Consider the following 23,177-nt stretch of genomic DNA (forward strand, 5'->3'; position numbering starts at 1 on the left):
ACGTGTGATTTCCCGTTCGGGTGGGGGGGGGTGGGGGGGTTTCCCGGCCACCCCCCACCTCTCGTCGTCAGTCCCAGGGGAGCAGGCGGACGTGACCCCCGCCCAGGAGGCGGAGCGGGTCCAGGTACGTCAGGTGTTGGCGGGCTCCCCAGTGCAGGCAGGCATTCGGGGGTTGTGCCGTGCACTCGGGATGGCCTGGTTCGAGGTAGCCGATCGGTTGGCCGCGGGTGACCTGGTCGCCGACCGCCGCCGTCGGGCGGACCGGTTCGTAAGTGGTGCGCAGGCCGGTCGGGTGTTCGATCGAGACCAGGTTCCGACCGGCCACTTGGCCGGCGAAGACGACCACGCCGTCACCGGCCGCCAGGACCTGCTGGTCGACCTCGCCGACCAGGTCCACTCCGCGATGACCTGGTCCGTAGGCGTGCTCCGGGGATTCGAACGGGCGCGCGACGGCGGGTGGCGGGGCCAGCGGCCAGCCGAACTGGCCCTCAGCGGTTCTCGTGGACGCTGCCGGGGCGGGCCGGGCGACCGGTTCGGGTGCGGTGGACAGGCCGATCGCAGCGGTGGCGATACCGGTGCAGAGCAGGGCAGACGTGATCAACTGGCGCATGCCCCCACAGTGGCCGCGCACCGGGGCCGACAACAGGGGGAAGCGGAAATCTGTGGACAAGCCGGGCTGGTGTGGACAACTCGCACTCCACGATCGGGTCAGCCGCCGCGTCGAGTACACTGTTGGCGCGGTTTCGTGTCCGCACGGACCGACTTCGCGTGCCCGCACACCACGCCTGCGCAGGTGACCGGACTTCCGGTCGGCCACCGGGTGGCTCAGTACCGAGTTCAACACCTCGGACGCTGCTGCCCCCAGCAGGGTGCCGGTGCCCCGCGGTCCCGCGCTCCTCGTGAGCCGGGTGGGGTGGCCGGGAGCGGGTGCCAGGGCGGCGGGTCACCCGGCTCGTCGCAGCAACCGAATCGCGCGCCGACCGGCGCGCCCGACCCACGAGGTGCGAATCAGGCCATGGCCGTCGTCACCATGAAGCAGCTGCTCGACAGCGGCGTGCACTTCGGGCACCAGACCCGTCGCTGGAACCCGAAGATGAAGCGCTACATCTTCACCGAGCGCAACGGCATCTACATCATCGACCTGCAGCAGACGCTGACCTACATCGACGGAGCGTTCGACTTCGTCAAGCAGACGGTCGCGCACGGCGGGACGATCCTGTTCGTCGGCACCAAGAAGCAGGCGCAGGAAGCGATCGCCGAGCAGGCCCAGCGGGTCGGCATGCCGTACGTGAACCAGCGCTGGCTGGGTGGCATGCTCACCAACTTCCAGACCGTCCACAAGCGTCTGCAGCGTCTCAAGGAGCTTGAGACCATGGAGCAGACCGGGGGCTTCGAGGGCCGCACCAAGAAGGAAATCTTGATGCTGACCCGCGAGAAGGACAAGCTCGAGAAGACCCTCGGCGGTATCCGCGACATGAGCAAGGTGCCCAGCGCCGTGTGGATCGTGGACACCAAGAAGGAGCACATCGCCGTCGGCGAGGCCCGCAAGCTGGGCATCCCGGTCGTCGCGATCCTCGACACCAACTGCGACCCGGACGAGGTCGACTACCCGATCCCGGGCAACGACGACGCGATCCGCTCCGCCGCCCTGCTGACCCGCGTGGTCGCCGACGGCGTCGCCCAGGGCCTGATGGCCCGCAGCGGCCGCACCAACGGCGCCCCGGAGGGCGAGGAGAAGCCGGCCGGCGGCGAGCCGCTGGCCGAGTGGGAGAAGGAGCTGCTGGCCGGTTCCGGCCAGGCCGCCGAGGGCGGCGAGCAGCCCGCGCAGTCCTGATCCACCGCGCCCCGCGTCCGGCTTCGGACGCGGGGCGCGATCAGGCTGCTTGCCAGTCACACTTGAGGGCGTGATCGCCCGAGTCGGGCACCGGTTCCCGCCGAGCGGATCGAACGCCGCGGGACCGCTGCCCGCCAGCAAGACCTTCTAAGCTTCGTAACAAGAGGGACGGATAACGCACGATGGCGAACTTCAGTGCGGCCGACGTCAAGCGTCTTCGCGAGCTGACCGGCGCCGGAATGATGGACTGCAAGAAGGCGCTCGACCAGAACGACGGCGACTTCGACAAGGCCGTCGAGAGCCTCCGCATCAAGGGTGCCAAGGACGTCGGCAAGCGCGCCGAGCGCGCCACCGCCGAGGGCCTGGTCGCCGCTGACGGCGGTGTGCTGATCGAGCTGAACAGCGAGACGGACTTCGTCGCCAAGAACGACGAGTTCATCCAGCTGGCCAACAAGATCGCGGCTGCCGCCCGGGCCGCCGGTGCCGGTGACCTGGAGAGCGCGCTGGCCGCGGACCTCGACGGCAAGCCCGTCTCCGAGGTCATCCAGGAGCTGTCCGCCAAGATCGGCGAGAAGCTGGAGCTGCGCCGGGTCACCAAGTTCGACGGTGCCGTGGCCACCTACCTGCACCGCCGCTCCTCGGACCTGCCGCCGGCCGTCGGCGTGCTGGTCGAGTACACCGGTGACGACGCGGAGGCCGCTCGCGGCGCCGCGATGCAGGTCGCCGCGCTCAAGCCGAAGTACCTGAGCCGCGACGACGTCCCGGAGGACCTGGTCGCGAACGAGCGCCGGATCGCCGAGGAGACCGCGAAGGCGGAGGGCAAGCCGGAGAAGGCGCTGCCGAAGATCGTCGAGGGTCGCCTGAACGGCTTCTTCAAGGAGAACTGCCTGCTGGACCAGCCGTCCGTGCAGGACAACAAGAAGACCGTCAAGGCGCTGCTGGACGAGGCCGGCGTGACGGTCACCGGCTTCGCCCGGTTCGAGGTCGGCCAGGCCTGACCTGCTGCTGCGAGCGGTCTGCCGGGATCGCACCCAGTGGTGTACCACCTGCTCACCTGATCTGGTGAGCAGGTGGACCTGGCAGCCGCCAGACGCGGCTTCGGCGCCCCGCCTTCGTGAAGGCGGGGCGCTTTCGCAAGAGAGCACCCCGCGTCGACGAGCGGTTGAGATGCTCGGCGTGCTCGACTGAACTGGACGTCAGGTGGCTCGCCACCTGCGGGTTCTCATGCGTCTTCTCGAGGGCGGCCCCGGCGGCCGCGTCCCGGCCGAGAAGGCGCATGAGGTTCCGCCAGGTGCCACCAACGCGAATTGATCACAGACCGCTAAGAACCTCGCAGGAGGAATCAGTGACCGACGAGGGCCCGACGCAGCGCGGTTATGGACGAGTGCTGCTCAAACTGGGCGGTGAGATGTTCGGCGGGGGCAGCGTCGGAATCGACCCGGACGTGGTCGGCACGGTCGCCCGGCAGATCGCCGAGATCGTCGCCGATGGTGTCGAGGTGGCCATCGTGATCGGTGGCGGCAACTTCTTCCGCGGCGCTGAGCTGCAGCAACGCGGTATGGAGCGAGCCCGCGGCGACTACATGGCCATGCTGGGCACCGTGATGAACTGCCTGGCGCTGCAGGACTTCCTGGAGCGCGAGCACGGCATCGACACCCGCGTGATGACTGCGATCGACATGGGCCAGGTGGCCGAGCCCTACATCCCGCGCCGCGCCATGCGGCACATGGAGAAGGGCCGCGTGGTGATCTTCGGTGCCGGCACCGGGATGCCGTACTTCTCCACCGACACCACCGCGGCGCAGCGCGCGCTGGAGATCGGCTGCGAGGTCGTGCTGATGGCCAAGGCCGTCGACGGCGTCTACACCGCGGACCCGAAGACCACCCCGGACGCGAAGCTGTTCGACAGCATCACGCACCGCGAGGTGCTGGAGCGCGGCCTGAAGGTCGCCGACGCGACCGCGTTCAGCCTCTGCATGGACAACGCCATGCCGATCCTGGTCTTCAACCTGCTGGAAGAGGGCAACATCGCCCGCGCCGTGGGTGGGGAGAAGATCGGCACGTTGGTCAGCACCCCGGCCGCCGCGTCGGCCTGACGGTGCTGGATCCTGATCTGGTCGCGGGCCCGCCGTGGGACGGCGGCGCACCGCGCGCCACACTTGCAATGTCCACCGGTCGGCACAGACTTAAGGAGCAGCCGTGATCGACGAAGCTCTTCTCGAAGGCGAGGAGAAGATGCAAAAGGCGGTGGAGCGGGCCAAGGACGAACTGGCCACCGTTCGCACCGGCCGCGCGAACCCCGCGATGTTCTCGGGCATCGTCGTCGAGTACTACGGTTCGCCGACTCCGTTGAACCAGCTGGCCAGCGTTTCCGTGCCGGAGGCGCGGCTGGTGGTCATCAAGCCCTACGACGCCAGCCAGCTGGCGGCGATGGAGAAGGCGATCCGCGACTCCGACCTGGGTGTGAACCCGTCGAACGACGGTCAGCTCATCCGGGTGGCGATCCCGCAGATGACCGAGGAGCGCCGCAAGGAGATGGTCAAGCTCGCCAAGACCAAGGGCGAGGAAGGCAAGGTCAGCGTCCGCGGCGTCCGCCGCAAGGTGAAGGAAGAGATCGACCGGATCGTCAAGGACGGCGAGGCCGGCGAGGACGAGGGCACCCGGGGTGAGAAGGAGCTCGACAACCTCACCCACCGCTACACCGCCCAGATCGACGACCTTGTGAAGCACAAGGAAGCGGAACTGCTCGAGGTCTGAGTGGTGACGGCCGGCCAATGCGAAGGTGAGTCCGGAATGTCCGCTGACACCCCGGACCCGCCTTCGCGTCCTTCCCGGGCCGGACGCGATCTCCGTGCCGCCATCGGCGTCGGGGTAGTGCTCGGCGCCGCGATCATCCTCTCGTTGCTGATGGTGCGCTTCGTGTTCATCGGCATCGTCGCTGCTGCGGTGGCGGTTTCCAGCGTGGAGCTGGCCAGCGCGTTCAAACGCGGCGCCGACATCAGGGTTTCGCTCGTCCCCGTGCTGGTGGGCGGGCAAGCCATGGTGTGGCTGTCCTGGCCGTTCGGGCTGCGCGGCGCGCTGGTCGCCTTCGCGATCACCGTGCTGGCCTGCCTGGCCTGGCGGTTCCGGCACGGGGTCGACGGCTACGTGCGGGACGTGACGTCATCGGTGTTCACCGCTGCGTACGTCCCGCTTTTCGCCGCGTTCGCCGCGATGCTGGTGCGGCCGGAGGACGGCGCGTTCCGCGCGCTGTGCTTCATGATCGGTGTCGTCGCTTCCGACACCGGTGGTTACGCGTTCGGCGTGCTGTTCGGCAAGCACCCGATGGCGCCGAACATCAGCCCGAAGAAGTCCTGGGAGGGCTTCGCAGGCTCGATGCTGACCGGCGTGGTGGCCGGCGCGCTGTCGGTGAGCCTGATGCTCGGCGGCCAGTGGTGGATGGGCGTGCTGTTCGGCGCGGCCCTGGTGTGCACCTCGACGCTGGGCGACCTGATGGAGTCGCTGATCAAGCGGGACCTCGGCATCAAGGACATGGGCAACCTATTGCCCGGCCACGGAGGCCTGATGGACCGCATGGACTCGCTCCTCCCGTCCGCGGCAGCCGCGTGGATGATCCTCTTCTGGCTGATCCCGTCCTGATGATCGGCTGGCGGAAACCGGCTCGGCCGCAGGTGACGCCGAGCCCGAACATCTGGCACTGGCCGGAGCTGTTCGAGATCGAGAACCGGGCGCAGGACGCCACCGGCGCGTTGTGGAGCGCGCTGCGGGAGCGTTGCGACTGGGTTGATCGGGACGTCGTCGACATCGGTTGCGGCGACGGCTTCCACCTGCCGCTCTTCGCCGCCGAGGCGCGCACCGTGATCGGTGTCGAGCCGCATCCGCCGCTGGTCGAGCAGGCGCGTCGCCGGGTGGCCGGAATCCCCGGTGTGGACGTTCGGCAGGCGCCTGCGCAGCAGCTGCCGCTGGCCGATGCCAGCGCGGACCTGGTGCACGCGCGGACGGCCTACTTCTTCGGCCCCGGCTGCGAGCCGGGGCTGGCCGAGGCGGAGCGAGTGCTGCGCCCGGGCGGCGTGATCGCGATCGTCGACCTGGACGCTGCGAGCTCGCCGTACGGGGACTGGATGCGGGCGGACGCGCCGCAGGTCGATCCGGTCGCGATCGAGTCGTTCTTCCAGCTCCACGACTTCGAGAGCACCTCGGTGGACACCGTGTGGCGCTTCGACGACCGCGAGTCCCTCGAAGCGGTCCTGGGCATCGAGTTCTCCGCGAAGGTCGCCGCCCGCGCGGCCCGCGAAACCGCCGGCTGCACGGTCCCGGTCGGCTACCGCGTCCGGATCCGCCGGAAGCCGACCACCCTCCTGATGCCCTGAACCCTGCCGATCACTCGCCGGTGCGCTGGGCCGTGTCGATGACGAAGAAGGTCGCGCCCACGACGTCCTGGAGCAGGGCGAGGCGGCCGTGCGGGGAGTCCGAGGGTTCGCGCAGGACCTTGCCGCCGAGCTCGACCACCTTCGCGGTCGCCTCATCGGTGTTGTGGTCCGGGTTGACCTGGAAGTACAGCTGCCAGTGCGCGGGCACGTCCTCGGGCAGCGTGAGGCTGGTTTCGTAGCGGCCCACGGTCGGCTGGTCGTCGACGTACCAGACGGTGTAGTCGAACCCGTCGCCCGGCTCGCCGATCTGCTCCTGGCGGTAGCCCAGCAGGTCCGCGTAGAACGGGTCGGCGGCGGAGCCGTCACGGGTGTGCAGCTCGGCCCAGCAGAGCATCCCGGCGTGGTCCCGGCCGAACGTGCCGTTGGGCGGTGCTTCCCAGAGGCCGACCACCGCGCCGGTGGGGTCCTCGGCGACCAGGAACATCTCGTCCGCGGGCGTTTCCGTGGGTGGGACCAGCACTTTCCCGCCCAGAGCTCGGACGTGTTCCACCGCGCGGCGGGCCGATCCGCACTCCAGGTACAGCGTCCAGGCGGTCGGCGCCTCGACCTCGGGCGGCAGCACGCCGGCGACCGGCTTGTGCTCCTTCAACGCGATGTTGTAGTCCGGCCGCTGGATCCAGTGCCAGCCGAACAGACCGGTGTAGAAGTCCCGGACCTCGGACACCTGGTGGGTGGCCAGGTCCACCCAGGCGGGCGCGCCCTTTGCGATGGCCATCGCTCCTCCTCCGGCGCTCCGCGGGGCTCCGCATCGACCCCGGCTACCTCGGAGGGTGACCGGCGTCCCGGTCGGGAAAACCCCGGCGGTCGATCAAGCGGAGCACTGTCACCCGGTGGCGTTACTTTTCGGTGCCCCTACCGCAATCGAACGCCCCCGAATGACGCCTTGATCCTGGACCGTCCACGTGATCGACTAGGAGTGGTCACTCAGCGTGCGGATCAGCGTGTCGGGGTGCCCGATCGTGCAAGCACCCGGGGGTACAGGAGCAGCCATGGCCAACCGCGCGGCGAAGCCGGTCACCGCGGGCTTGAGCCGGCTCGCGGAGCTGGACCGCCGGGAGCGCAGCCGGATCCTGCGGCAGCTGTGCGAGCAGTACCCCGCGTTCCGCTCGATGCTGAAGCAGGTGTCCATCGCCCGCGGGGTGGCCTTCGGATCCGCCCTGGTGCTGGCCGTCGCGGTGATGTTCCTGGTGCAGGGCGCGCCGGTGCTGTGGGTGTCCGGTCTGGTGTTCATCGGTCTGGCCGGGTTCTGCTACGTCGCGGTCGCGCTGACCGACAGCCGGTTCGACCTGCTGCTGGCGGTCCTGGGCGCGCACCGGACCGACGAGCTGCACGGCCGGTTGGTGACCGAGCAGGTCTACGGCGAGGAGCCAGCCGAGCAGCCGGAACGCGCTCGCGTGGTGACCGCCCGCACGGTGGGCCCGCGGTTCACCGACGGCTCACCGGTGCACGCTGATCGATAGCGCCGCGGCGATCTCGTTGCCCACGAAGTGCGTTTCGTCGTTCGGGGGTTCGCCGACGCGCACCACCAGCGGCCCGCCGAACGGCTTGCGCTCCACGACCTCGATGCGCGAGCCCAGCGTCATGCCGTGCTCGGTGAGGTAGCGCAGCAGTTCCGAATCGGTGTCCCAGACCCGCGCGATGGTGCCGATCGAGCCGGGCTCGACCTGGTCCAGCAGCTTCGTCGCCGGTTCTTCCATCCGGCCGTCCGCGGTCGGGATCGGGTCGCCGTGCGGGTCGTGGGTGGGGTTGCCGAGCTTGGCCGCGATGTGCGCGATGAGCTCGTCGGACACCGCGTGCTCCAAGGCGTCGGCCTCGCGGTGCACCGCGTCCCAGCTGTAGTTCAGCTCCTCGACGAGGAACAGCTCGATCAGCCGGTGCCTGCGCAGCACGTCGTGGGCCAGGCGGCGGCCTTCCGGGGTCAGCTCGACGCTGCGGTAGCGGACGTGGGTGACCAGGCCGAGCTGGTCCAGCTTGTTGATCATCCCGGACACCGAGGACGGGCTCAGCCCGAGACGCTGCGTCAGGGTTGCGTTGGTGACGGGCACGCCCCGCTCGCTGAGCCCGTATATCGCCCGGAGGTAGTCCTCGACGGACGGCGACGGACGCTCGGCCATACTCGTCATACTTTCACGATACGGGCGCCTGCGGTGCGTTTATGACGGTGGTTGGCCAGTGCTTCCCACGAGTCCTGTGTTCGCGCGCCCGGCGGCGAGCCCGCGGCGGCGCACCGCCCGCGCGATCAAGCCCTGTTCCGGCGCACCGAGGTAGACCAGCGCGAACACCACGGCCTGGCACACCACGATCATGCCGCCGGTCGAGGTGTCCAGGTGGAAGCTCAGGTAGGTGCCCAGGACGCTGCTGAACACCGACAGCGCGGCGGCCACCGAGAGCATCTGCGGGAAGCGCTTGGTCAGCAGGAACGCCGTGGCACCGGGCGTGATGAGCATCGCGGTGACGAGGATGACGCCGACGGCCTGCAGCGCCACGACCACGGTCAGCGCCAGCATCGTCAGCAGCAGCGCGCCGATCCGCCGCGGGTTCAGGCCGATCGCGTGCGCGTGGGTGGGGTCGAAGGCGTAGAGGGTGAGGTCGCGGCGCTTGATCAGCGCGACCGCCAGCACGATCGCGGCGATCACCAGCACCTGCAGGATGTCGGAGTCGGTGACGCCCAGGACGTTGCCGAACAGGATGTGGTTGAGGTCGACCTGGCTCGGGATCCGCGAGACCAGCACGAGTCCCAGCGCGAACAGCCCGGTGAACACCACGCCGATCGCGGCGTCGCCCTTGAGCCTGGTGGTGCTGCGGACCCCGGCGATCAAGCCGACGGCGAGGGTGCCGAACAGGAACGCGCCGAGCGAGAAGGGCAGCGCGAAGACGTAGGCGAGCACCACGCCGGGCAGCACGGCGTGCGAGACGGCGTCGCCGAGCAGCGACCAGCCGATCAGCGTGATCCAGCAGGACAGCACCGCGCAGACGAGCCCGGCGGCCAGGCTGACCAGCAGCGCTCGCTGCATGAAGCCGAACTGCAGCGGTTCGACGAGCCACTGGAAGATCTCGTTCACCTTGTCTCCTGGGAGCTGTTCGAGCTGGTCAGGTGCCGTGAGCGTTTTCCGGGGCTGTGGCACCGGAAAGTGCTCACGGCACCCTGGCAGCGGAAGCGGAACGTCATGAGTGCTGCTCGGCGGCGGTTTCCACGCCGAAGGTGCGGGCGAGGGTTTCCGGGGACAGCACTTCGTCGACCGGGCCGTGCGCGATCACCCGCTGCTGGAGCAGCACCGCTTCCTCGCACAGCGACGGGACGCTGGCCAGGTCGTGGGTGGAGATCACCACCGTGCGGCCTTCGTCGCGCAGCGCCCGCAGCAGTTCGGTGATCATCGCCTCGGACTTCTTGTCCACCCCGGCGAACGGCTCGTCGAGGAACAGCAGCTGCGCCTCCTGCGCGATGCCGCGCGCGACGAACGCGCGCTTGCGCTGCCCGCCGGAGAGCGCGCCGATCGGATTGCCGGCCAGCTCGGTGAGCCCGACCCGCTCCAGCGCCGCGCGCACCGCGGCCTTGTCGGCCCGCCTGGGACGGCGGGTGAGGCCGAGGTGCCCGTAGCGGCCCATCATGACGACGTCGCCCACGGTCACCGGGAACGTCCAGTCGACGGCCTCGGACTGCGGCACGTACGCGATCACGCCGTCCCGCCGCGCCTGGCGCTGGTCCCGGCCGAGCAGCCGGATGTCCCCGGAATCCGGGCGCACCAGGCCCATCAGCGACTTGAACAGCGTCGACTTGCCCGAGCCGTTCATGCCCAGCAGACCGCAGATCCGGCCCGGTTCGACGTCCACCGACACGTCGTCGAGCGCCAGCGTCTCGCCGTAGTGGACGGTGATGTGGTGCGCGCTGATCGCCGAGCTCATCGGGCACCCCGCAGACCCGCGACGATCGCCTCGGCGTCGTGGCGCAGCAGGTCGAGGTAGGTCGGCACCGGTCCCTCCGGGCCGGACAGGGAGTCGACGTAGAGCTTGTCGCCCAGCCGTGCGCCGGTCTCCCGCGCGACCTGCTGCTGGGCCTTGTCGCTGACGGTGGATTCGCAGAACACGGTGGGAACTCCGTTCTCCTGGACGAACTCGGTGGTGGCCTTGATCTGCTGCGGCGTGCCCTCGGCGTCGCTGTTGACCGGCCACAGGTACGTCTCGTGCAGACCAGCATCGCGGGCCAGGTAGGAGAACGCGCCTTCGCAGGTGACCAGCGCGCGGTGCTCGGCGGGCAGCGCGGCCAGCTCGTCGTGCAGGTACTGATCGATCTCGGCCAGGCGCCGCTGGTAGGCGTCGGCGTTGGCGCGGAAGGTCTCGGCGTGGGCCGGGTCGATGCGGATGAAGGCGTCGCGGATGTTGGCGACGTAGGTCATCGCGGTGCGCGGCGACATCCAGGCGTGCGGGTTGGCCTTGCCCTGGTACTCGCCGCCCTGGATGGGGATCGGGGCGATGTTCGCCGTCAGCGTCACGTGCTCGGCCTCGCTGCGCTGCACGAACTTGTCGAACCAGCGCTCCAGGCCGAGCCCGTTGTCCAGGACCAGGTCGGCCTTGGCCGCCTTGAGCATGTCGCTGGGGGTGGGCTCGTACTCGTGGATCTCGGTGCCCGGCTTGGTGATCGACTCCACCGCGATCGCGTCCCCGGCGACGTTGCGGGCCATGTCCGCGATCACGGTGAACGTGGTGACCACGTGCTTGCGCCCGTCGTCGGGCTGGCTGAACCCGGTCCCGCAGGAGGTGGTGACCAGCAGGAACGCCGCCACGACGAGAGTTGTGTTTCGGACGCGTGAAGACCCGGGTTTCGCCACGGCGAAAACTGTACCTCGACCGGTGGCCGCCACCAAGGTCGACTCCGGCCGTGGGAAGATGGGGGACGCTATGTCTGCGACTTCCCTGCCTCTCGTCTTCGACGCCCCGCGCCGCGGTATGCCGCCGCGGCACCTCGCCGACCTCTCCGCCGACGAGCGGAAGGCCGCCGTCGCCGAGCTCGGGGAGAAGCCGTTCCGCGCCAAGCAGCTGGCGCACCACTACTTCGGCCGCCTCAACGCCGATGTCGAGTCGATGACCGACATCCCCGCGGCCAGCCGCGCCAAGCTCGGCGAGGAGCTGCTGCCGACGCTGCTCACCGAGGTCCGCAGCCTCGTCACCGACGACGGCACGACCCGCAAGTCGCTCTGGCGCGCGCACGACGGCACGCTGCTGGAGAGCGTGCTGATGCGCTACCCGGACCGCGCCACCGTCTGCATCTCCAGCCAGGCCGGTTGCGGCATGGCCTGCCCGTTCTGCGCCACCGGCCAGGGCGGTCTGCAGCGCAACCTGTCGACCGCGGAGATCGTCGACCAGGTGCGCTCGGCGGCTGCCGCGATGCGCGACGGCGAGGTCCCCGGTGGTCCGGGCCGGCTGTCCAACGTCGTGTTCATGGGCATGGGCGAGCCGCTGGCGAACTACCGCCGGGTGATCAACGCGGTGCACCGCATCTGCGACCCGTCTCCGGAGGGCCTGGGGCTTTCGCAGCGCTCGGTGACCGTGTCGACGGTGGGCCTGGTCCCGGCGATCAAGAAGATGACCGCGGAGAACCTGAACGTGACGCTGGCGGTGTCGCTGCACACGCCGGACGACGAGCTGCGCGACACCCTGGTGCCGGTGAACAACCGCTGGAACGTCGCCGAGGTCCTGGAAGCCGCCCGCGGCTACGCCGACCAGACCGGACGCCGGGTGTCGATCGAGTACGCGCTGATCCGCGACATCAACGACCACGCGTGGCGAGCCGACCTGCTGGGCAAGCTCCTGCGCAAGCACCTCGGCCAGTTCGCGCACGTCAACCTGATCCCGCTGAACCCGACCCCGGGCAGCAAGTGGGACGCCAGCCCGAAGCCGGTGGAGCGCGAGTTCGTCCGCCGGGTCCGCGACGCGGGAGTGTCCTGCACGGTCCGCGACACCCGAGGCCAGGAGATCGCCGCAGCCTGCGGTCAGCTCGCCGCCGAGGAGTGATCCGCCTGCACAACACCCGTGAGCACTTCGGGTCGCCATAACAACCCAAAGTGCTCACGGGCGGCAGTCGAACACTGCGATGTGGATCAGCGCAGCAGCTCCACGGACACCTGCACGTCGACGTCCTGCCATGCCTTGTCGGCCGTGACCACCGGGGCGTCGAGCCGGATGGCCAGCGCCAAGCAGGCACGATCGCCCAGTGATAATCCGGCGGACCGCGTGCGCATCCACAGCTCACCGGCGCGCACGGCATCATCAGCTGTGAACGGTTCGACCGCTATCCCGAAAGTGCGGAGGCGATCGCACGTGCGCGCCGCGTCCGCGCCATGCTGAGCGAGTTTCTGGGCGAGCTCTGACCAGTTCACGGTCGACATCGTGGCGTTGTCGATGACAGCGTCCACCCTGTCCGCGCCGGTTTCCCCTCGGAGCCAAGCCAGGATTGCCGATGTGTCCAGCACGGTGGTCACGGACGGCCTCCGGTGAACTCGCCGGCCTCTGCGGCGGCTGCTGCACGGCGGTCGTCGATCAGCTCGTCCACTGCGGATCCGCTGCCGCGCCAAGTCGCTGCGACGTCGCGCCGGATGCGGTCTGCGAGCTGTGCGCGCGTCTCGATGACAACGCGACCGTCTTCGACGTAGATCGCGAGCGGTGCGCCCGGCTCGATCCCCGCCTCGCGCCTGATCGAAGCAGGAATCGTCACCCGGCCTTGTCCGTTGGCCGTGATCTCGGTGCGTGCCCCGCGCTCGTCAGCCAGTGCCATGCCGCCAGCATGAATGACGAAAGGGGAAGCGGCAAGGTCGGAGCTGCTCAGATGTGACACAAAAACAGATTATCGTCACTCATGGAGAAACCGTGTCACACGCAGGTGTGGTTGTCCGCGACGGAACTGGGGCGTTCAGGCGGGGCCGCGGGCGCGCGTTGTTCGGTGGGGCGCCCGCGGCCTGGGTTTCAGCTGGTGTGCTCGGTGATCGCCTCTTCGAGGATCGTCAGGCCTTCTTCGAGGAGGGCGTGGTCGATGACCAGGGGTGGGAGCAGGCGGATCACGTTGCCGTAGGTGCCGCAGGTGAGGATCACGACGCCTCGGGCGTGGCAGGCCTTCGCGATGCGGGAGGTCAGTTCCGGGTCCGGTTCGGTGGTACCCGGCTTGACGAACTCGATGCCGATCATCGCGCCCCGGCCCCGCACGTCGAGGACGGCCTCGTTGTCCTTGGCGAGCGCGCGGAGGCGGGTGAACGCCAGGTCGCCGATGGCGCGTGCGGCGGCGGACAGGTCCTGCTCGCGCATCGCGCGGATCGCGCCGAGGGCGCCCGCGCAGGCGATCGGGTTGCCGCCGTAGGTGCCGCCCAGGCTGCTCGGCGGCATCGCGTCCATCACGTCCGCACGACCGGTCACCGCCGCCAGCGGTAGGCCGCCCGCGATGCCCTTGGCCGTGGTGATCAGGTCCGGCACCACGTTCTCGTGGTCGCAGGCGAACCACGCGCCGGTGCGGCAGAAGCCGGTCTGGATCTCGTCGGCGATGAACAGCACGCCGTTGTCGGTGCACCACTGCGAGATCGCGGGCAGGAAACCCGGTGCCGGCTCGATGAACCCGCCCTCGCCCTGGATCGGCTCGATCAGCACCGCGGCCACCTGGTCGGCGCCGAGCTGCTTCTCGATCCGCTCGATCGCCTCCCGCGCGACCTGCTCGCCGGTGCGCTCGTCGCGCGCCGGGTAGGACGCAGGCACCCGGTAGATCTCCGGGGCGAACGGGCCGAAGCCGTGCTTGTACGGCACGGACTTCGCGGTCAGCGCCATGGTCAGGTTGGTGCGGCCGTGGTAGGCGTGGTCGAACGCCACGACCGCCTGCCGGCCGGTGGCCCGGCGCGCGATCTTGACCGCGTTCTCCACGGCCTCGGCGCCGGAGTTGAACAGCGCGCTGCGCTTGTCGTGGTCACCGGGGGTCAGCGCGGCGAGCTCCTCGCAGACCTGCAGGTAGTTCTCGTAGGGCGTCACCATGAAGCAGGTGTGGGTGAACTCGGCGACCTGGCGGCGCACCGGCTCGACGACCTCGGGCGCGGCGTTGCCCACGTTGGTGACCGCGATGCCCGAGCCGAGGTCGATCAGCGAGTTGCCGTCGACGTCCTGCAGGACGCCGCCGGAGGCCTCGGTGATGTAGACCGGCAGCACGCTGGACACGCCGCCGGCCACCGCCGCGTCGCGGCGCCGCTGCAGCTCGCGGGAGTTCGGTCCGGGGATCTCGGTGCGCAGGACGCGCGCCTGGGTGGTGGTCACGGGGCCTCCTGGTGGTCTCGTACTGGGACCAGGTTCGGGTGGGAGGCACCCGTCCGAACAGGTGACGATCTGGTTAACTCACGTTCTGGGATTGGACACAATGTCGGGAGGTGGCCGGGTGCCGTTCACGTTGCGCGACCTGGTCGCGGACACCGGGCTGGGGCTCGGCGTCCGCGCGGGGGAGCGGGCGCTGGACCGGCCGATCGCCTGGGTGCACACCAGCGAGCTCGCCGATCCGGCGCCGTTCCTGGAGGGCGGCGAGCTGCTGCTCACCACCGGTTTGACGCTGCGCGCGGAGGACTGCGGCGGGCTGGTCGACCGGCTGACCTCGGTGGGCGCCGCGGGGCTGGGGTTCGGCGTCGGGCTGAGCCATCGGGCGGTCCCGGCGGAGCTGGTGGCCGCGGCCGAGAGCGCCGGGCTGCCGTTGCTCGAAGTGCCGCGCCCGACCCCGTTCATCGCGATCAGCAAAGCGGTTTCGCACGCCGTCGCGGCCGAGGAGTACGCGATCCTGCGGCGCACGAGCCGCGCGCAGCACGAACTCGCGCAGGCAGCGGGCACCACCAACGGCGTCAACGCGCTCGTGCGCAAGCTCGCGCGGCTGCTCGACGCGTGGGTGCTGCTGCTGGACTCGGGTGGTCGGCTGCTGCACAGCGCGCCGGTCGGCGCCGGTGCCCGGCTGGGCGAGCTGGTGTCCGAAGTGGACAAGATGCGCGCGAAGCGGGGCCTGGCCGCGGCCGGTTTCTCGCTCGGCGACCAGGAAGTGAGCATGCAGGCGCTGGGCGGTCGGGCGCGCGGGTTCCTGGTCGTGGGCCGCGACGGGCCGTTCGCCACCACCGACCACCACGTGATCAACTCCGCGGCCTCGCTGCTGACGCTCGCCCTGGAGCAGGTGGAGGCGCTGGGCGCGGCGCGGCGAAGGCTGCGGTCGGGCTTCCTGGAGCTGATGCTGCGCGGCGAACCGGTGCAGGACGTGCTCGGCGACCTGCACGCCGAACTCCCGCCTGAGCCCTTCCGGGTGGTCGTGCTGCGCGGAGCGCGGGACCAGGACGAACTGCTGGCTGGGCTGGTCGCGGACCAGCCCAGCGCACCCGTCTACCTGGCCGAGCACGGTGACGAGGTGGTGGGACTGGTCGCCGAGGACGCGCTGGACTGGCTCACCGATCAGTCCGGACTCGCCGTCGGAGTGTCGGAACCGAGCACCGCGGTGGGGCTCGCCGAAGGCCTGCGGCAGGCCGAGCAGGCGGCGCGGGCGGCGAGGCGCGGAGACGCCGTGGTGCGCTTCGCGGACCTGGCCGGGCGCGGTGTGCTCGACCTCGTGCCGGACTGCGATGCGCAGGCGTTCGCCGAGGCCGTGCTGGCACCGTTGCGGGACCAGGACGTGCTCGTGAAGTCGTTGCAGGCCTGGCTGGCGCACCACGGCCAGTGGGATCCGGCGGCGAACCGGCTGGGCGTGCACCGGCACACCCTGCGCAACCGGATGCACAAGGTCGAGGAGCTGCTGGGACGCAGCCTCGACCAGCCGGGTGTGCGCGCGGAGCTGTGGCTGGCCCTGCAAGTGCTCGACCGGCCCGAGGCGTGACGGAGGTGGCGCGGTGCTCGTCGAAGATCTGCTGAACCTGCCGGAACTCGATCTGCGGGTGCGGGTGCGCGGCCGGGTGGACCGGCCGATCCGCTGGGTGCACACCATCGAGATCCAGGCGCCGGGGCGATTCCTGCGCGGCGGCGAGGTGGTGCTCACCGCGGGCGTGTGGCGCACCGCCGGGATCACCGCGGAGGCCTTCGTGGCCGATCTCGTCGAGGCCGACGTCGCGGCCGTCGGGTTCGGGCTCGTGCCGCCGGAGACGCGGGTGCCCGAGGAGTTCGTGGACGCCGCGCGCGACCGCGGGCTGACCTGCTTCGTGGTGCCCGCCGAGGTCGCGTTCCTGCAGATCGTGGAGGCCTTCGTCACCACCAAGCGGGCGGAGTGGGAGCGCCCGCTGCGCAGGCACCTCGCGCAGCACGACGCGATCGTGGCCGCGCTGCGGATCGACCGCGGCGTCGGAACCGTGGTCAGGACGCTGGCCAAGCAGCTCGGCGAGCCCGTGGCGGTGCGGGTCGCGGGCGGTCTGGTGGCGGGCGAGGTGCCGACGCCGAACCACTCGTTGCCGCTGGTGGGCGAGGGCCTGGCGGAGGCGGAGCTGCTGCTGCCGAGGCCGACCGACGAGCTCGACGTCGAGCAGCAGGCGGCCGTGGTGCAGGCGATGCCGTTCATCGCGCTGGAGATCGAGCGCACCCGAGCGGTCCGCGCGACGGAGCTGCGCTACGCGTGGGAGCTCTTCGAATGGGTCCACAGTGGAGCGGTGGGGATCGACACCGTCCGCACCCGGCTGCACTCGCTGGGCCTGCCGCCGGACGGCCCGCTCGCCGCGGTCGTCGTGCGCACCGAAGCCCCGGACGCCGTGTTGCAGCGGCTCGGCGATCTGCTGGGCACCGACGGCGTTGCGGCGCAGCGCGGCGGCGAGGTCGTCGCGTTCGCGCGGGTGCCGGAGAGCGCGGTAGAGCTGGCGCGGCGCATCCACGATTCGCTCGACAGCGGCGTGGTGCACGTTGGTGTCGGAAAACCGGGCACCGCCTCGGACCTGCGGGTGAGCCTGCTGCAAGCGGCGCACGCCGCGGAAGCGGTGTCCTCGCGCAGCGAGCGCGGCTGGATGACGCACGAGCAGCTCAGCAGCCCGGCGCTGCTGCTGTCGGCGCAGGACCCGGAGCTGCTGGCGGCGACGTCCCGGACGCTGCTCGGCCCCGTGCTCGACCACGACGAGAGGCGCAGCAGCGACCTCGTCCCGTCCCTGGCGGTGTTCCTCGACGCGGGCGGGCGCTGGCAGGAAGCGGCACAACGCCTCCACGTGCACATCAACACCCTGCGCCACCGCATGAACCGGGTGGAGGAGCTGACCGGTCGAAGCCTCTCCAGCACCGCGGACCGGGTCGACCTCTTCCTCGCCCTCCGCGCCCTCCGCCAGTCCTGACCGCTGCGGGAAACCGCAGTTTCAATTGAAACTGCACACCACCGGCGTGTCGGGCGCCCGGCGTGTCGGGGCGCAAATCCAATGGAAATTGGACGTCTGATTTCCATTGAATTTGCGGGGTTCGACGGGCTGGGGGAGGGGTGGTTCGGACGATCGTCTTGGGGGGTTGTGCGATCGTCCAACGGTGGTGGGGGACTTCGGAGGATCGGTGACTACCTCCGGTCGGTGACCGGGGCCACGCTGGGTGCCGGTGCCGCGCGGCTCACCGAGATCCAGTTCCCCGCCCAGGAGGTCGACGAATGCCCTCAGAACCGAGATCGGCCGCGCCCGTCAGCATCGAGACGCACGGCGTGGACACCATTCCCGACGCCGACCGCACCGGACGGCCCCGCGACATCGCCGGCATCCTGCTCGGCTCGAACCTGTGCCTGGGCGTGGTCATCTTCGGCTGGCTGCCCGCCTCGTTCGGCCTGGAGTTCTGGCCCTCCGCGACCTCGATGATCGTCGGGACGCTGCTGGGCACCCTGCTGGTCGCGCCGCTGGCGCTGGTGTCGTTCCGCACCGGCACCAACCTGTCCACCAGCAGCGGCGGCCACTTCGGCGTGCGCGGCCGGTTGATCGGCTCGGTCATCGGCCTGCTGCTGTCGCTCGGCTACGCGGCGCTGACGGTGTGGACCGGTGGCGCGGCCGTCGTCGGTCCGCTGCACCGGATGTTCGGGCTGCCCGACGACGGCGTCAGCCACAGCGTCACCTACGCCGCGCTGGCCGTGCTGTCGGTGCTGGTCGCGATCTTCGGCTACCAGCTGCTGACCCGGCTGAGCAAGTGGGTCGCGCTGGGCACGGTGGCGCTGATGGCGGTCGGGCTGTTCGCCTACGCGGACCAGTTCCAGACCGGCCCCGTCACCGACTCCGGGTACCTGCTGGGCGGCTTCTGGCAGACCTGGGCGCTGTCGGTGGTCGCTGCCGGGCTCAGCGGTCCGATGGCCTTCATCACGCTGCTCGGCGACTACAGCCGCTACGTCTCGCCGCGCCGCTACTCGTCCCGCAAGGTCTTCGCCGCAACCTGCGCGGGCATGATGCTCGGGCTGCTGATCCCGCAGCTGTTCGGCACGTTCACCGCCTTCGCCTCCCGCGCCGCCGAGGACTACGTCGGTTCGCTGGTCGCCGCCGCACCGCTGTGGTTCCTGCTGCCCCTGCTGCTCAACGGCGTGTTCGGCACCATCGGCAACGCCGGCGTGCTGATCTACAGCATGGGTTTGGACCTGGATGCGATCGTGCCGCCGCTGTCGCGGGTCAAGGCGACCGTCCTGACCTCCGCGATCTCCACGGTGCTGGTGTTCCTGGGCTACTTCGTCTGGGACGCGCAGGACGCGGTCACCGCGTTCGTGCTGCTGCTCACCGCGGTCGGCACGCCGTGGGCGGTGATCACGCTGATCGGCTTCGCGCAGTGCCGGGGCCGGTACGACCCGGACGCGCTGCAGGTCTACAACCGGCGCTCGCGCGGCGGCATCTACTGGTACTCGGCGGGCTGGAACCTGCGCGCGGCCGCCGCTTGGGCGATCGGCTCCCTGGTCGGCCTGCTGGCGGTGGACACCGCGCTGTACAAGGGGCCGCTGCTGGAGCTGACCGGCGGCATCGACCTGAGCTTCGTGCTGGCGGCCGCCACCACCGCCGCGAGCTACCTGCTGCTGGGCATCGGCAGTCCCCGACCGGTGCCCGCCGAAACCGACGTTCGGGCAACCGCGAACGTCTGATCTCCGAGCGATGAACGAGGAAGTGCAAGCATGGATCGTTACGACGTCGTCGTCATCGGTGCCGGGTTCGCCGGGCTGACCGCCGCGCGCGACCTGCGCGAAGCGGGCAAGGACGTGCTGGTCCTGGAGGCGCGGGACCGGATCGGCGGTTCCACCTGGTACCAGCCGGACGTGTTCGACGGTGTCGGGCTGGAAATGGGCGGCACCTGGATCGTCCCGCAGCAGACCCACGTGTGGGCCGAGGTGCAGCGCTACGACATCCCGGTCGAGGACAGCGAGCTGCCCGCCCGGATGACCTGGTCCGACCACGGCGAGGTCCTGGACACGCTGCTGCCGGTGCCGCCGCAGGAGTACGAGCAGCTGGAGCACGCGGTGCGGGCGCTGATCGCCGACGCGTCCCGGTTCGACCCGATGCGGCCGCTGTCCGAACAGGACGTCGCCGACCTCGACGTGCCGATCCGCCAGTGGGCGGAGAACGCCGGTCTGACCGGCAACGCCAAGGAACTGATGATGTCCTGGTTCTGCGGCTGCGCCAACGCCAACGAGGACACCGGTTCGGCGCTGGACATCCTCCGCTGGTGCTCCTCGATGGACAGTTCGCTGTGGGGCATGGTGCAGGCCAGCGTGCTGGGCCACACCTTCGTCAACGGCACCGCGTCGCTGGCGCGGGCGATCCTCGACGACGGCGGCGCGGAACTGCGGCTGTCCAGCCCGGTGCGCAAGGTCGAGTCCGACGACGAGGGCGTCACGGTCACCTACGACGGCGGCTCGGTGCGGGCGGATCGCGTGGTCATGACCACGCCGGTCGGCGTGTGGCAGGACATCGAGTTCTCCCCGGCGCTGCCCGCGGACAAGCTCGCGATCTCGAAGGAGAACCACGCCGGTCAGGGCCAGAAGGTCTGGGCGCTGGCCCGCAACGTCCCCGAGGACATCAGCGGTTTCGGCTGGGGGACCAGCTTCGACTACGTCGGCGCGATGAAGACCACCGACCGCGGTGTGGTGCTGGTCTGCTTCGCCCCGGAGCACGACCGCGTGGACGCCGATGACCTCGCCGACGTGCAGCGCGCGGTGCGGGAGTTCGCGCCGGAGGCCGAAGTCCTCGACGCGCACTCCTACGCCTGGGTGCACGACGAGTTCTCCAAGGGCACGTGGGCGACGTTCCGCGCAGGCCAATTCGCGAAGTACGAGCTGCCCGTCGGCCGGCCCGAGGGTCGGGTGCACTTCAGCGGTTCGCACACCGCGCGCCGCTGGCGGGCCTTCATCGACGGCGCGATCGAATCCGGCAAGCGCACGGCGGCCGAAGTCCTCGCAGCGGACCAGGCGTGAGCTCAACAGGTAGTGGAGGAATGAGGATGAACGACCCGATCGGTCCGGTCGACGCCACGCGCGTGCCGCGCTACGGCGGGGACACCACGTTCGCGCGGTTGCCCCGGCTCGCCGACGTGCCCGACGCCGACGTGCTGCTCTGGGGCGTGCCCTTCGACACCGGCGTCAGCTACCGGCCCGGTGCCCGGTTCGGTCCCAACCACGTGCGGCAGAGCTCCAGGCTGCTGCGGCCGTACAACCCGGCGATGGACGCCGAACCGTTCGCCGTGCGGCAGGTCGCCGACGCCGGCGACGTCGGCGTGAACCCGTTCGACATCGACGAGGCCATCAGCACCATCGAGTCCAGCGCGCGCGAGCTGTCCGGCACCCGCCGCACGCTGCTGACCATCGGCGGCGACCACACCATCGCGCTGCCGCTGCTGCGCGTGCAGCACGAGCGGCACGGGCCGATCGCGGTGCTGCACTTCGACGCCCACCTGGACACCTGGGACACCTACTTCGGCGCGCCCTACACGCACGGAACCCCGTTCCGCCGCGCCGCCGAAGAAGGCCTGATCGACTTCGAGCACTCCATGCACGTCGGGCTGCGCGGCCCGCTGTACTCGAAGCTCGACCTGGACGAGAGCGAGCGGATGGGCTTCGCCGCGGTGCACAGCCGCGAGTTCGCCCGGACCCCGCTGGACACCATCATCGAGCGCATCCGCGCCCGCCTCGGCTCGCGGCCGGTGTACCTGTCCATCGACATCGACGTGCTGGACCCGGCGTTCGCGCCGGCCACCGGAACCCCCGAGGCCGGTGGGCTGTCCAGCCGCGAGCTGCTGGAAGTGGTGCGCGGGCTGGCCGACCTCAACGTGGTCGGCGCCGATCTGGTGGAGGTCGCCCCGGCCTACGATCACGCCGAGATCACCGGCATCGCCGCTGCTCACGTGCTGTACGACATGCTGTGCATCCTGCCCGGAGGACGTTGATGCGCCAGATCCGCAACATCATCGACGGTCGAGCGGTGGACGCCCGCAGCGGGCTCACCACCGAGCTGGTCGACCCCTGCACCGGCAAGGTGTTCGGCACCGCCCCGCTTTCGTCCACTGAGGACGTCCAAGCGGCTTACGCCGCGGCCCAGCGGGCTTTCGCGGAGTGGCGCCGCACCACGCCCGCCACCCGGCAGCGGCTGCTGCTGCAGCTGGCCGACGAGCTCGAGCGGCGCGCCGACGAGTTCGTGGCGGCGGAGGTGGAGAACACCGGCAAGCCGGTGGCGGCCACCCGCAGCGAGGAGGTCGAGGCCTCCATCGACCAGATCCGGTTCTTCGCCGGCGCGGCGCGGGTGCTGGAAGGCACTGCCGCGGCGGAGTACGCGCCCGAGCACACCTCCTACGTGCGGCGGGAACCGGTCGGCGTGGTCGGCCAGGTCGCGCCGTGGAACTACCCGCTGCTGATGGCGGTGTGGAAGATCGCCCCGGCCATCGCCGCGGGCAACACCGTGGTGCTCAAGCCCGCCGACACCACGCCGGTGTCCGCGGTGCTGCTCGGCGAGGTGGCCGCCGGGATCTTCCCGCCCGGCGTGCTCAACGTGGTCTGCGGCGACCGGGAGACCGGTCAGGCCGTGGTCGCCGACTCGGCCGCCGCGATGGTGTCGATCACCGGGTCCACGCGCGCCGGTCGGCAGGTCGCCGCGGCGGCGGCCGAGGACGTCAAGCGCGTGCACCTGGAGCTGGGCGGCAAGGCGCCCGCGCTGGTGTTCGCGGACGCGGACCTGGCGGCGGCAGCGGCGGGCATCGCGTCTGCGGGCACCTTCAACGCCGGCCAGGACTGCACGGCCGCGACCCGAGTGCTGGTGGAGCAGTCCGTCGCCGAGGAGTTCACCCGCCTGCTGGTGGAGGAGGTCCGGGCGCTGCGCTGCGGCCCACCGTCCGATGTGGACGCCGATCTCGGCCCGCTGAACAACGCCGCCCAGCTGGAGCGGGTGCAGGGCATCATCGACCGCCTGCCCGAGCACGCCCAGGTGCTCACCGGTGGCGAGCGGATCGGCGACGAGGGCTGCTTCTTCGCACCCACGGTGCTCGCCGGAGTCCGCCAGGACGACGAACCCGTGCAGGAGGAGATCTTCGGCCCGGTGCTCACGGTCCAGGCGTTCGCCGACGAGGCGGAGGCCCTGGACCTGGCCAACGGCGTGAACTACGCCCTGGCCTCCAGCGTCTGGACCCGCGACCACGGCCGGGCCCAGCGCTTCGTGGCGGACCTGGACTTCGGCTGCGTCTGGGTGAACACCCACATGGTCCTGGTCGCGGAAATGCCCCACGGCGGCTTCAAGCACTCCGGCTACGGCAAGGACCTCTCCCGCTACGGCTTCGAGGACTACACCCGGATCAAGCACGTCATGCACAGCCACACCTGACCCGCGTTCGCGTGGAGGTGCGAGCAGCCCCGGCGACCGCTCGCGACGGACAGCATGCGGTCACCGGCCGGGTTTCCCCGCAAATTCAATGGAAATCGGACGTCCGATTTCCATTGAGGGCCAGCACCAGCAGCACGGCGGCGAACACCGCGACGCC

At 70.4% G+C, this 23,177-nt stretch carries 23 protein-coding genes; 14 read left to right on the forward strand and 9 right to left on the reverse strand.

Features of this window, described 5'->3' with window-relative positions:
* Positions 1-67: 67 nt before the first annotated feature.
* Entirely contained in the window at positions 68-610 is a 543-nt protein-coding gene (locus tag ABTZ89_RS14465) for a M23 family metallopeptidase (protein WP_351044422.1), read from the reverse strand.
* A gap of 405 nt (positions 611-1,015) precedes the next feature.
* On the opposite strand from ABTZ89_RS14465, the gene rpsB reads away from it, so the two are divergent.
* From rpsB to ABTZ89_RS14495, 6 genes are all read left to right on the forward strand, one after another.
* Entirely contained in the window at positions 1,016-1,834 is an 819-nt protein-coding gene (gene rpsB, locus ABTZ89_RS14470) for a 30S ribosomal protein S2 (protein WP_270952874.1), read from the forward strand.
* Between the two features lie 182 nt (positions 1,835-2,016).
* Positions 2,017-2,832, forward strand: coding sequence for a translation elongation factor Ts (tsf, locus tag ABTZ89_RS14475; RefSeq protein ID WP_270952872.1), 816 nt, complete (start codon positions 2,017-2,019; stop codon positions 2,830-2,832).
* Positions 2,833-3,179: 347 nt separating this feature from the next.
* Entirely contained in the window at positions 3,180-3,929 is a 750-nt protein-coding gene (pyrH, locus tag ABTZ89_RS14480; RefSeq protein ID WP_270952870.1) for a UMP kinase, read from the forward strand.
* 103 nt (positions 3,930-4,032) lie between these two features.
* Positions 4,033-4,590 carry a ribosome recycling factor gene (frr, locus tag ABTZ89_RS14485; protein WP_270952868.1) on the forward strand — a complete coding sequence of 186 codons (558 nt, stop codon included), beginning with the start codon at positions 4,033-4,035 and terminating at the stop codon, positions 4,588-4,590.
* A 36-nt stretch (positions 4,591-4,626) separates the two neighbouring features.
* Entirely contained in the window at positions 4,627-5,472 is an 846-nt protein-coding gene (locus ABTZ89_RS14490; RefSeq protein WP_270952867.1) for a phosphatidate cytidylyltransferase, read from the forward strand.
* Positions 5,472-6,203: a class I SAM-dependent methyltransferase gene (locus ABTZ89_RS14495; protein WP_270952911.1), complete on the forward strand. Its 732-nt coding sequence runs from the start codon at positions 5,472-5,474 to the stop codon at positions 6,201-6,203. The genes ABTZ89_RS14490 and ABTZ89_RS14495 overlap by 1 nt, the downstream gene beginning before the upstream one ends.
* A 10-nt stretch (positions 6,204-6,213) precedes the next feature.
* Here the strand turns inward: ABTZ89_RS14495 and ABTZ89_RS14500 are convergent, their stop codons facing one another.
* Complete coding sequence (locus ABTZ89_RS14500) at positions 6,214-6,978, reverse strand: VOC family protein (RefSeq protein ID WP_351044428.1); 765 nt, start codon at positions 6,976-6,978, stop codon at positions 6,214-6,216.
* A 274-nt stretch (positions 6,979-7,252) separates the two neighbouring features.
* Here ABTZ89_RS14500 and ABTZ89_RS14505 point away from each other — a divergent pair, with 274 nt between their 5' ends.
* Positions 7,253-7,723 (forward strand): hypothetical protein, encoded by a 471-nt coding sequence (locus tag ABTZ89_RS14505; RefSeq protein WP_270952864.1) that lies wholly within the window; start codon positions 7,253-7,255, stop codon positions 7,721-7,723.
* Here ABTZ89_RS14505 and ABTZ89_RS14510 read toward each other — a convergent pair.
* The 4 genes from ABTZ89_RS14510 to ABTZ89_RS14525 all read right to left on the reverse strand — a co-directional run bounded on the left by ABTZ89_RS14510 (position 7,700) and on the right by ABTZ89_RS14525 (position 11,044).
* Complete coding sequence (locus ABTZ89_RS14510) at positions 7,700-8,377, reverse strand: metal-dependent transcriptional regulator (RefSeq protein ID WP_408641940.1); 678 nt, start codon at positions 8,375-8,377, stop codon at positions 7,700-7,702. The two genes, ABTZ89_RS14505 and ABTZ89_RS14510, sit on opposite strands and share 24 nt — an antisense overlap.
* A gap of 39 nt (positions 8,378-8,416) precedes the next feature.
* A complete protein-coding gene (locus ABTZ89_RS14515) occupies positions 8,417-9,325 on the reverse strand; it encodes a metal ABC transporter permease (protein ID WP_351044432.1) in 909 nt (302 codons plus the stop codon).
* A 103-nt stretch (positions 9,326-9,428) separates the two neighbouring features.
* Positions 9,429-10,166, reverse strand: coding sequence for a metal ABC transporter ATP-binding protein (locus tag ABTZ89_RS14520; RefSeq protein WP_270954018.1), 738 nt, complete (start codon positions 10,164-10,166; stop codon positions 9,429-9,431).
* On the reverse strand, positions 10,163-11,044 hold the full coding sequence (locus tag ABTZ89_RS14525; protein WP_351044436.1) for a metal ABC transporter substrate-binding protein: 882 nt from the start codon (positions 11,042-11,044) through the stop codon (positions 10,163-10,165). The genes ABTZ89_RS14520 and ABTZ89_RS14525 overlap by 4 nt, the downstream gene beginning before the upstream one ends.
* Positions 11,045-11,159: 115 nt before the next feature.
* Here ABTZ89_RS14525 and rlmN point away from each other — a divergent pair, with 115 nt between their 5' ends.
* Entirely contained in the window at positions 11,160-12,272 is a 1,113-nt protein-coding gene (gene rlmN, locus ABTZ89_RS14530; protein WP_351044439.1) for a dual-specificity RNA methyltransferase RlmN, read from the forward strand.
* Positions 12,273-12,358: 86 nt separating this feature from the next.
* Here the strand turns inward: rlmN and ABTZ89_RS14535 are convergent, their stop codons facing one another.
* The 3 genes from ABTZ89_RS14535 to gabT form a co-directional block, all read right to left on the reverse strand.
* Positions 12,359-12,739: a type II toxin-antitoxin system VapC family toxin gene (locus ABTZ89_RS14535; RefSeq protein WP_351044442.1), complete on the reverse strand. Its 381-nt coding sequence runs from the start codon at positions 12,737-12,739 to the stop codon at positions 12,359-12,361.
* Entirely contained in the window at positions 12,736-13,032 is a 297-nt protein-coding gene (locus ABTZ89_RS14540) for an AbrB/MazE/SpoVT family DNA-binding domain-containing protein (protein ID WP_270954013.1), read from the reverse strand. Before ABTZ89_RS14540 ends, ABTZ89_RS14535 begins: the two co-directional genes overlap by 4 nt.
* A 188-nt stretch (positions 13,033-13,220) precedes the next feature.
* The gene (gene gabT / locus ABTZ89_RS14545; protein WP_351044446.1) at positions 13,221-14,543 is read right to left on the reverse strand and encodes a 4-aminobutyrate--2-oxoglutarate transaminase; all 1,323 of its coding nucleotides are present in this window, start codon (positions 14,541-14,543) and stop codon (positions 13,221-13,223) included.
* A gap of 118 nt (positions 14,544-14,661) precedes the next feature.
* Here gabT and ABTZ89_RS14550 point away from each other — a divergent pair, with 118 nt between their 5' ends.
* From ABTZ89_RS14550 to ABTZ89_RS14575, 6 genes are all read left to right on the forward strand, one after another.
* Positions 14,662-16,122, forward strand: a complete 1,461-nt coding sequence (locus tag ABTZ89_RS14550; RefSeq protein ID WP_351044449.1) for a PucR family transcriptional regulator — start codon at positions 14,662-14,664, stop codon at positions 16,120-16,122.
* A 13-nt stretch (positions 16,123-16,135) separates the two neighbouring features.
* Entirely contained in the window at positions 16,136-17,548 is a 1,413-nt protein-coding gene (locus ABTZ89_RS14555) for a PucR family transcriptional regulator (RefSeq protein ID WP_351044452.1), read from the forward strand.
* A 299-nt stretch (positions 17,549-17,847) separates the two neighbouring features.
* Entirely contained in the window at positions 17,848-19,302 is a 1,455-nt protein-coding gene (locus ABTZ89_RS14560) for a purine-cytosine permease family protein (protein WP_351044455.1), read from the forward strand.
* A gap of 30 nt (positions 19,303-19,332) precedes the next feature.
* A complete protein-coding gene (locus tag ABTZ89_RS14565; protein WP_351044458.1) occupies positions 19,333-20,628 on the forward strand; it encodes a flavin monoamine oxidase family protein in 1,296 nt (431 codons plus the stop codon).
* A 26-nt stretch (positions 20,629-20,654) separates the two neighbouring features.
* On the forward strand, positions 20,655-21,596 hold the full coding sequence (speB, locus tag ABTZ89_RS14570) for an agmatinase (RefSeq protein WP_270954005.1): 942 nt from the start codon (positions 20,655-20,657) through the stop codon (positions 21,594-21,596).
* Complete coding sequence (locus ABTZ89_RS14575; protein WP_270954003.1) at positions 21,596-23,020, forward strand: gamma-aminobutyraldehyde dehydrogenase; 1,425 nt, start codon at positions 21,596-21,598, stop codon at positions 23,018-23,020. Before speB ends, ABTZ89_RS14575 begins: the two co-directional genes overlap by 1 nt.
* Positions 23,021-23,177: the final 157 nt, after the last annotated feature.

Origin of the sequence: Saccharopolyspora sp. NPDC002686, from assembly GCF_040295745.1 — a bacterium.
GTDB classification, from domain to species: domain Bacteria; phylum Actinomycetota; class Actinomycetes; order Mycobacteriales; family Pseudonocardiaceae; genus Saccharopolyspora; species Saccharopolyspora oryzae.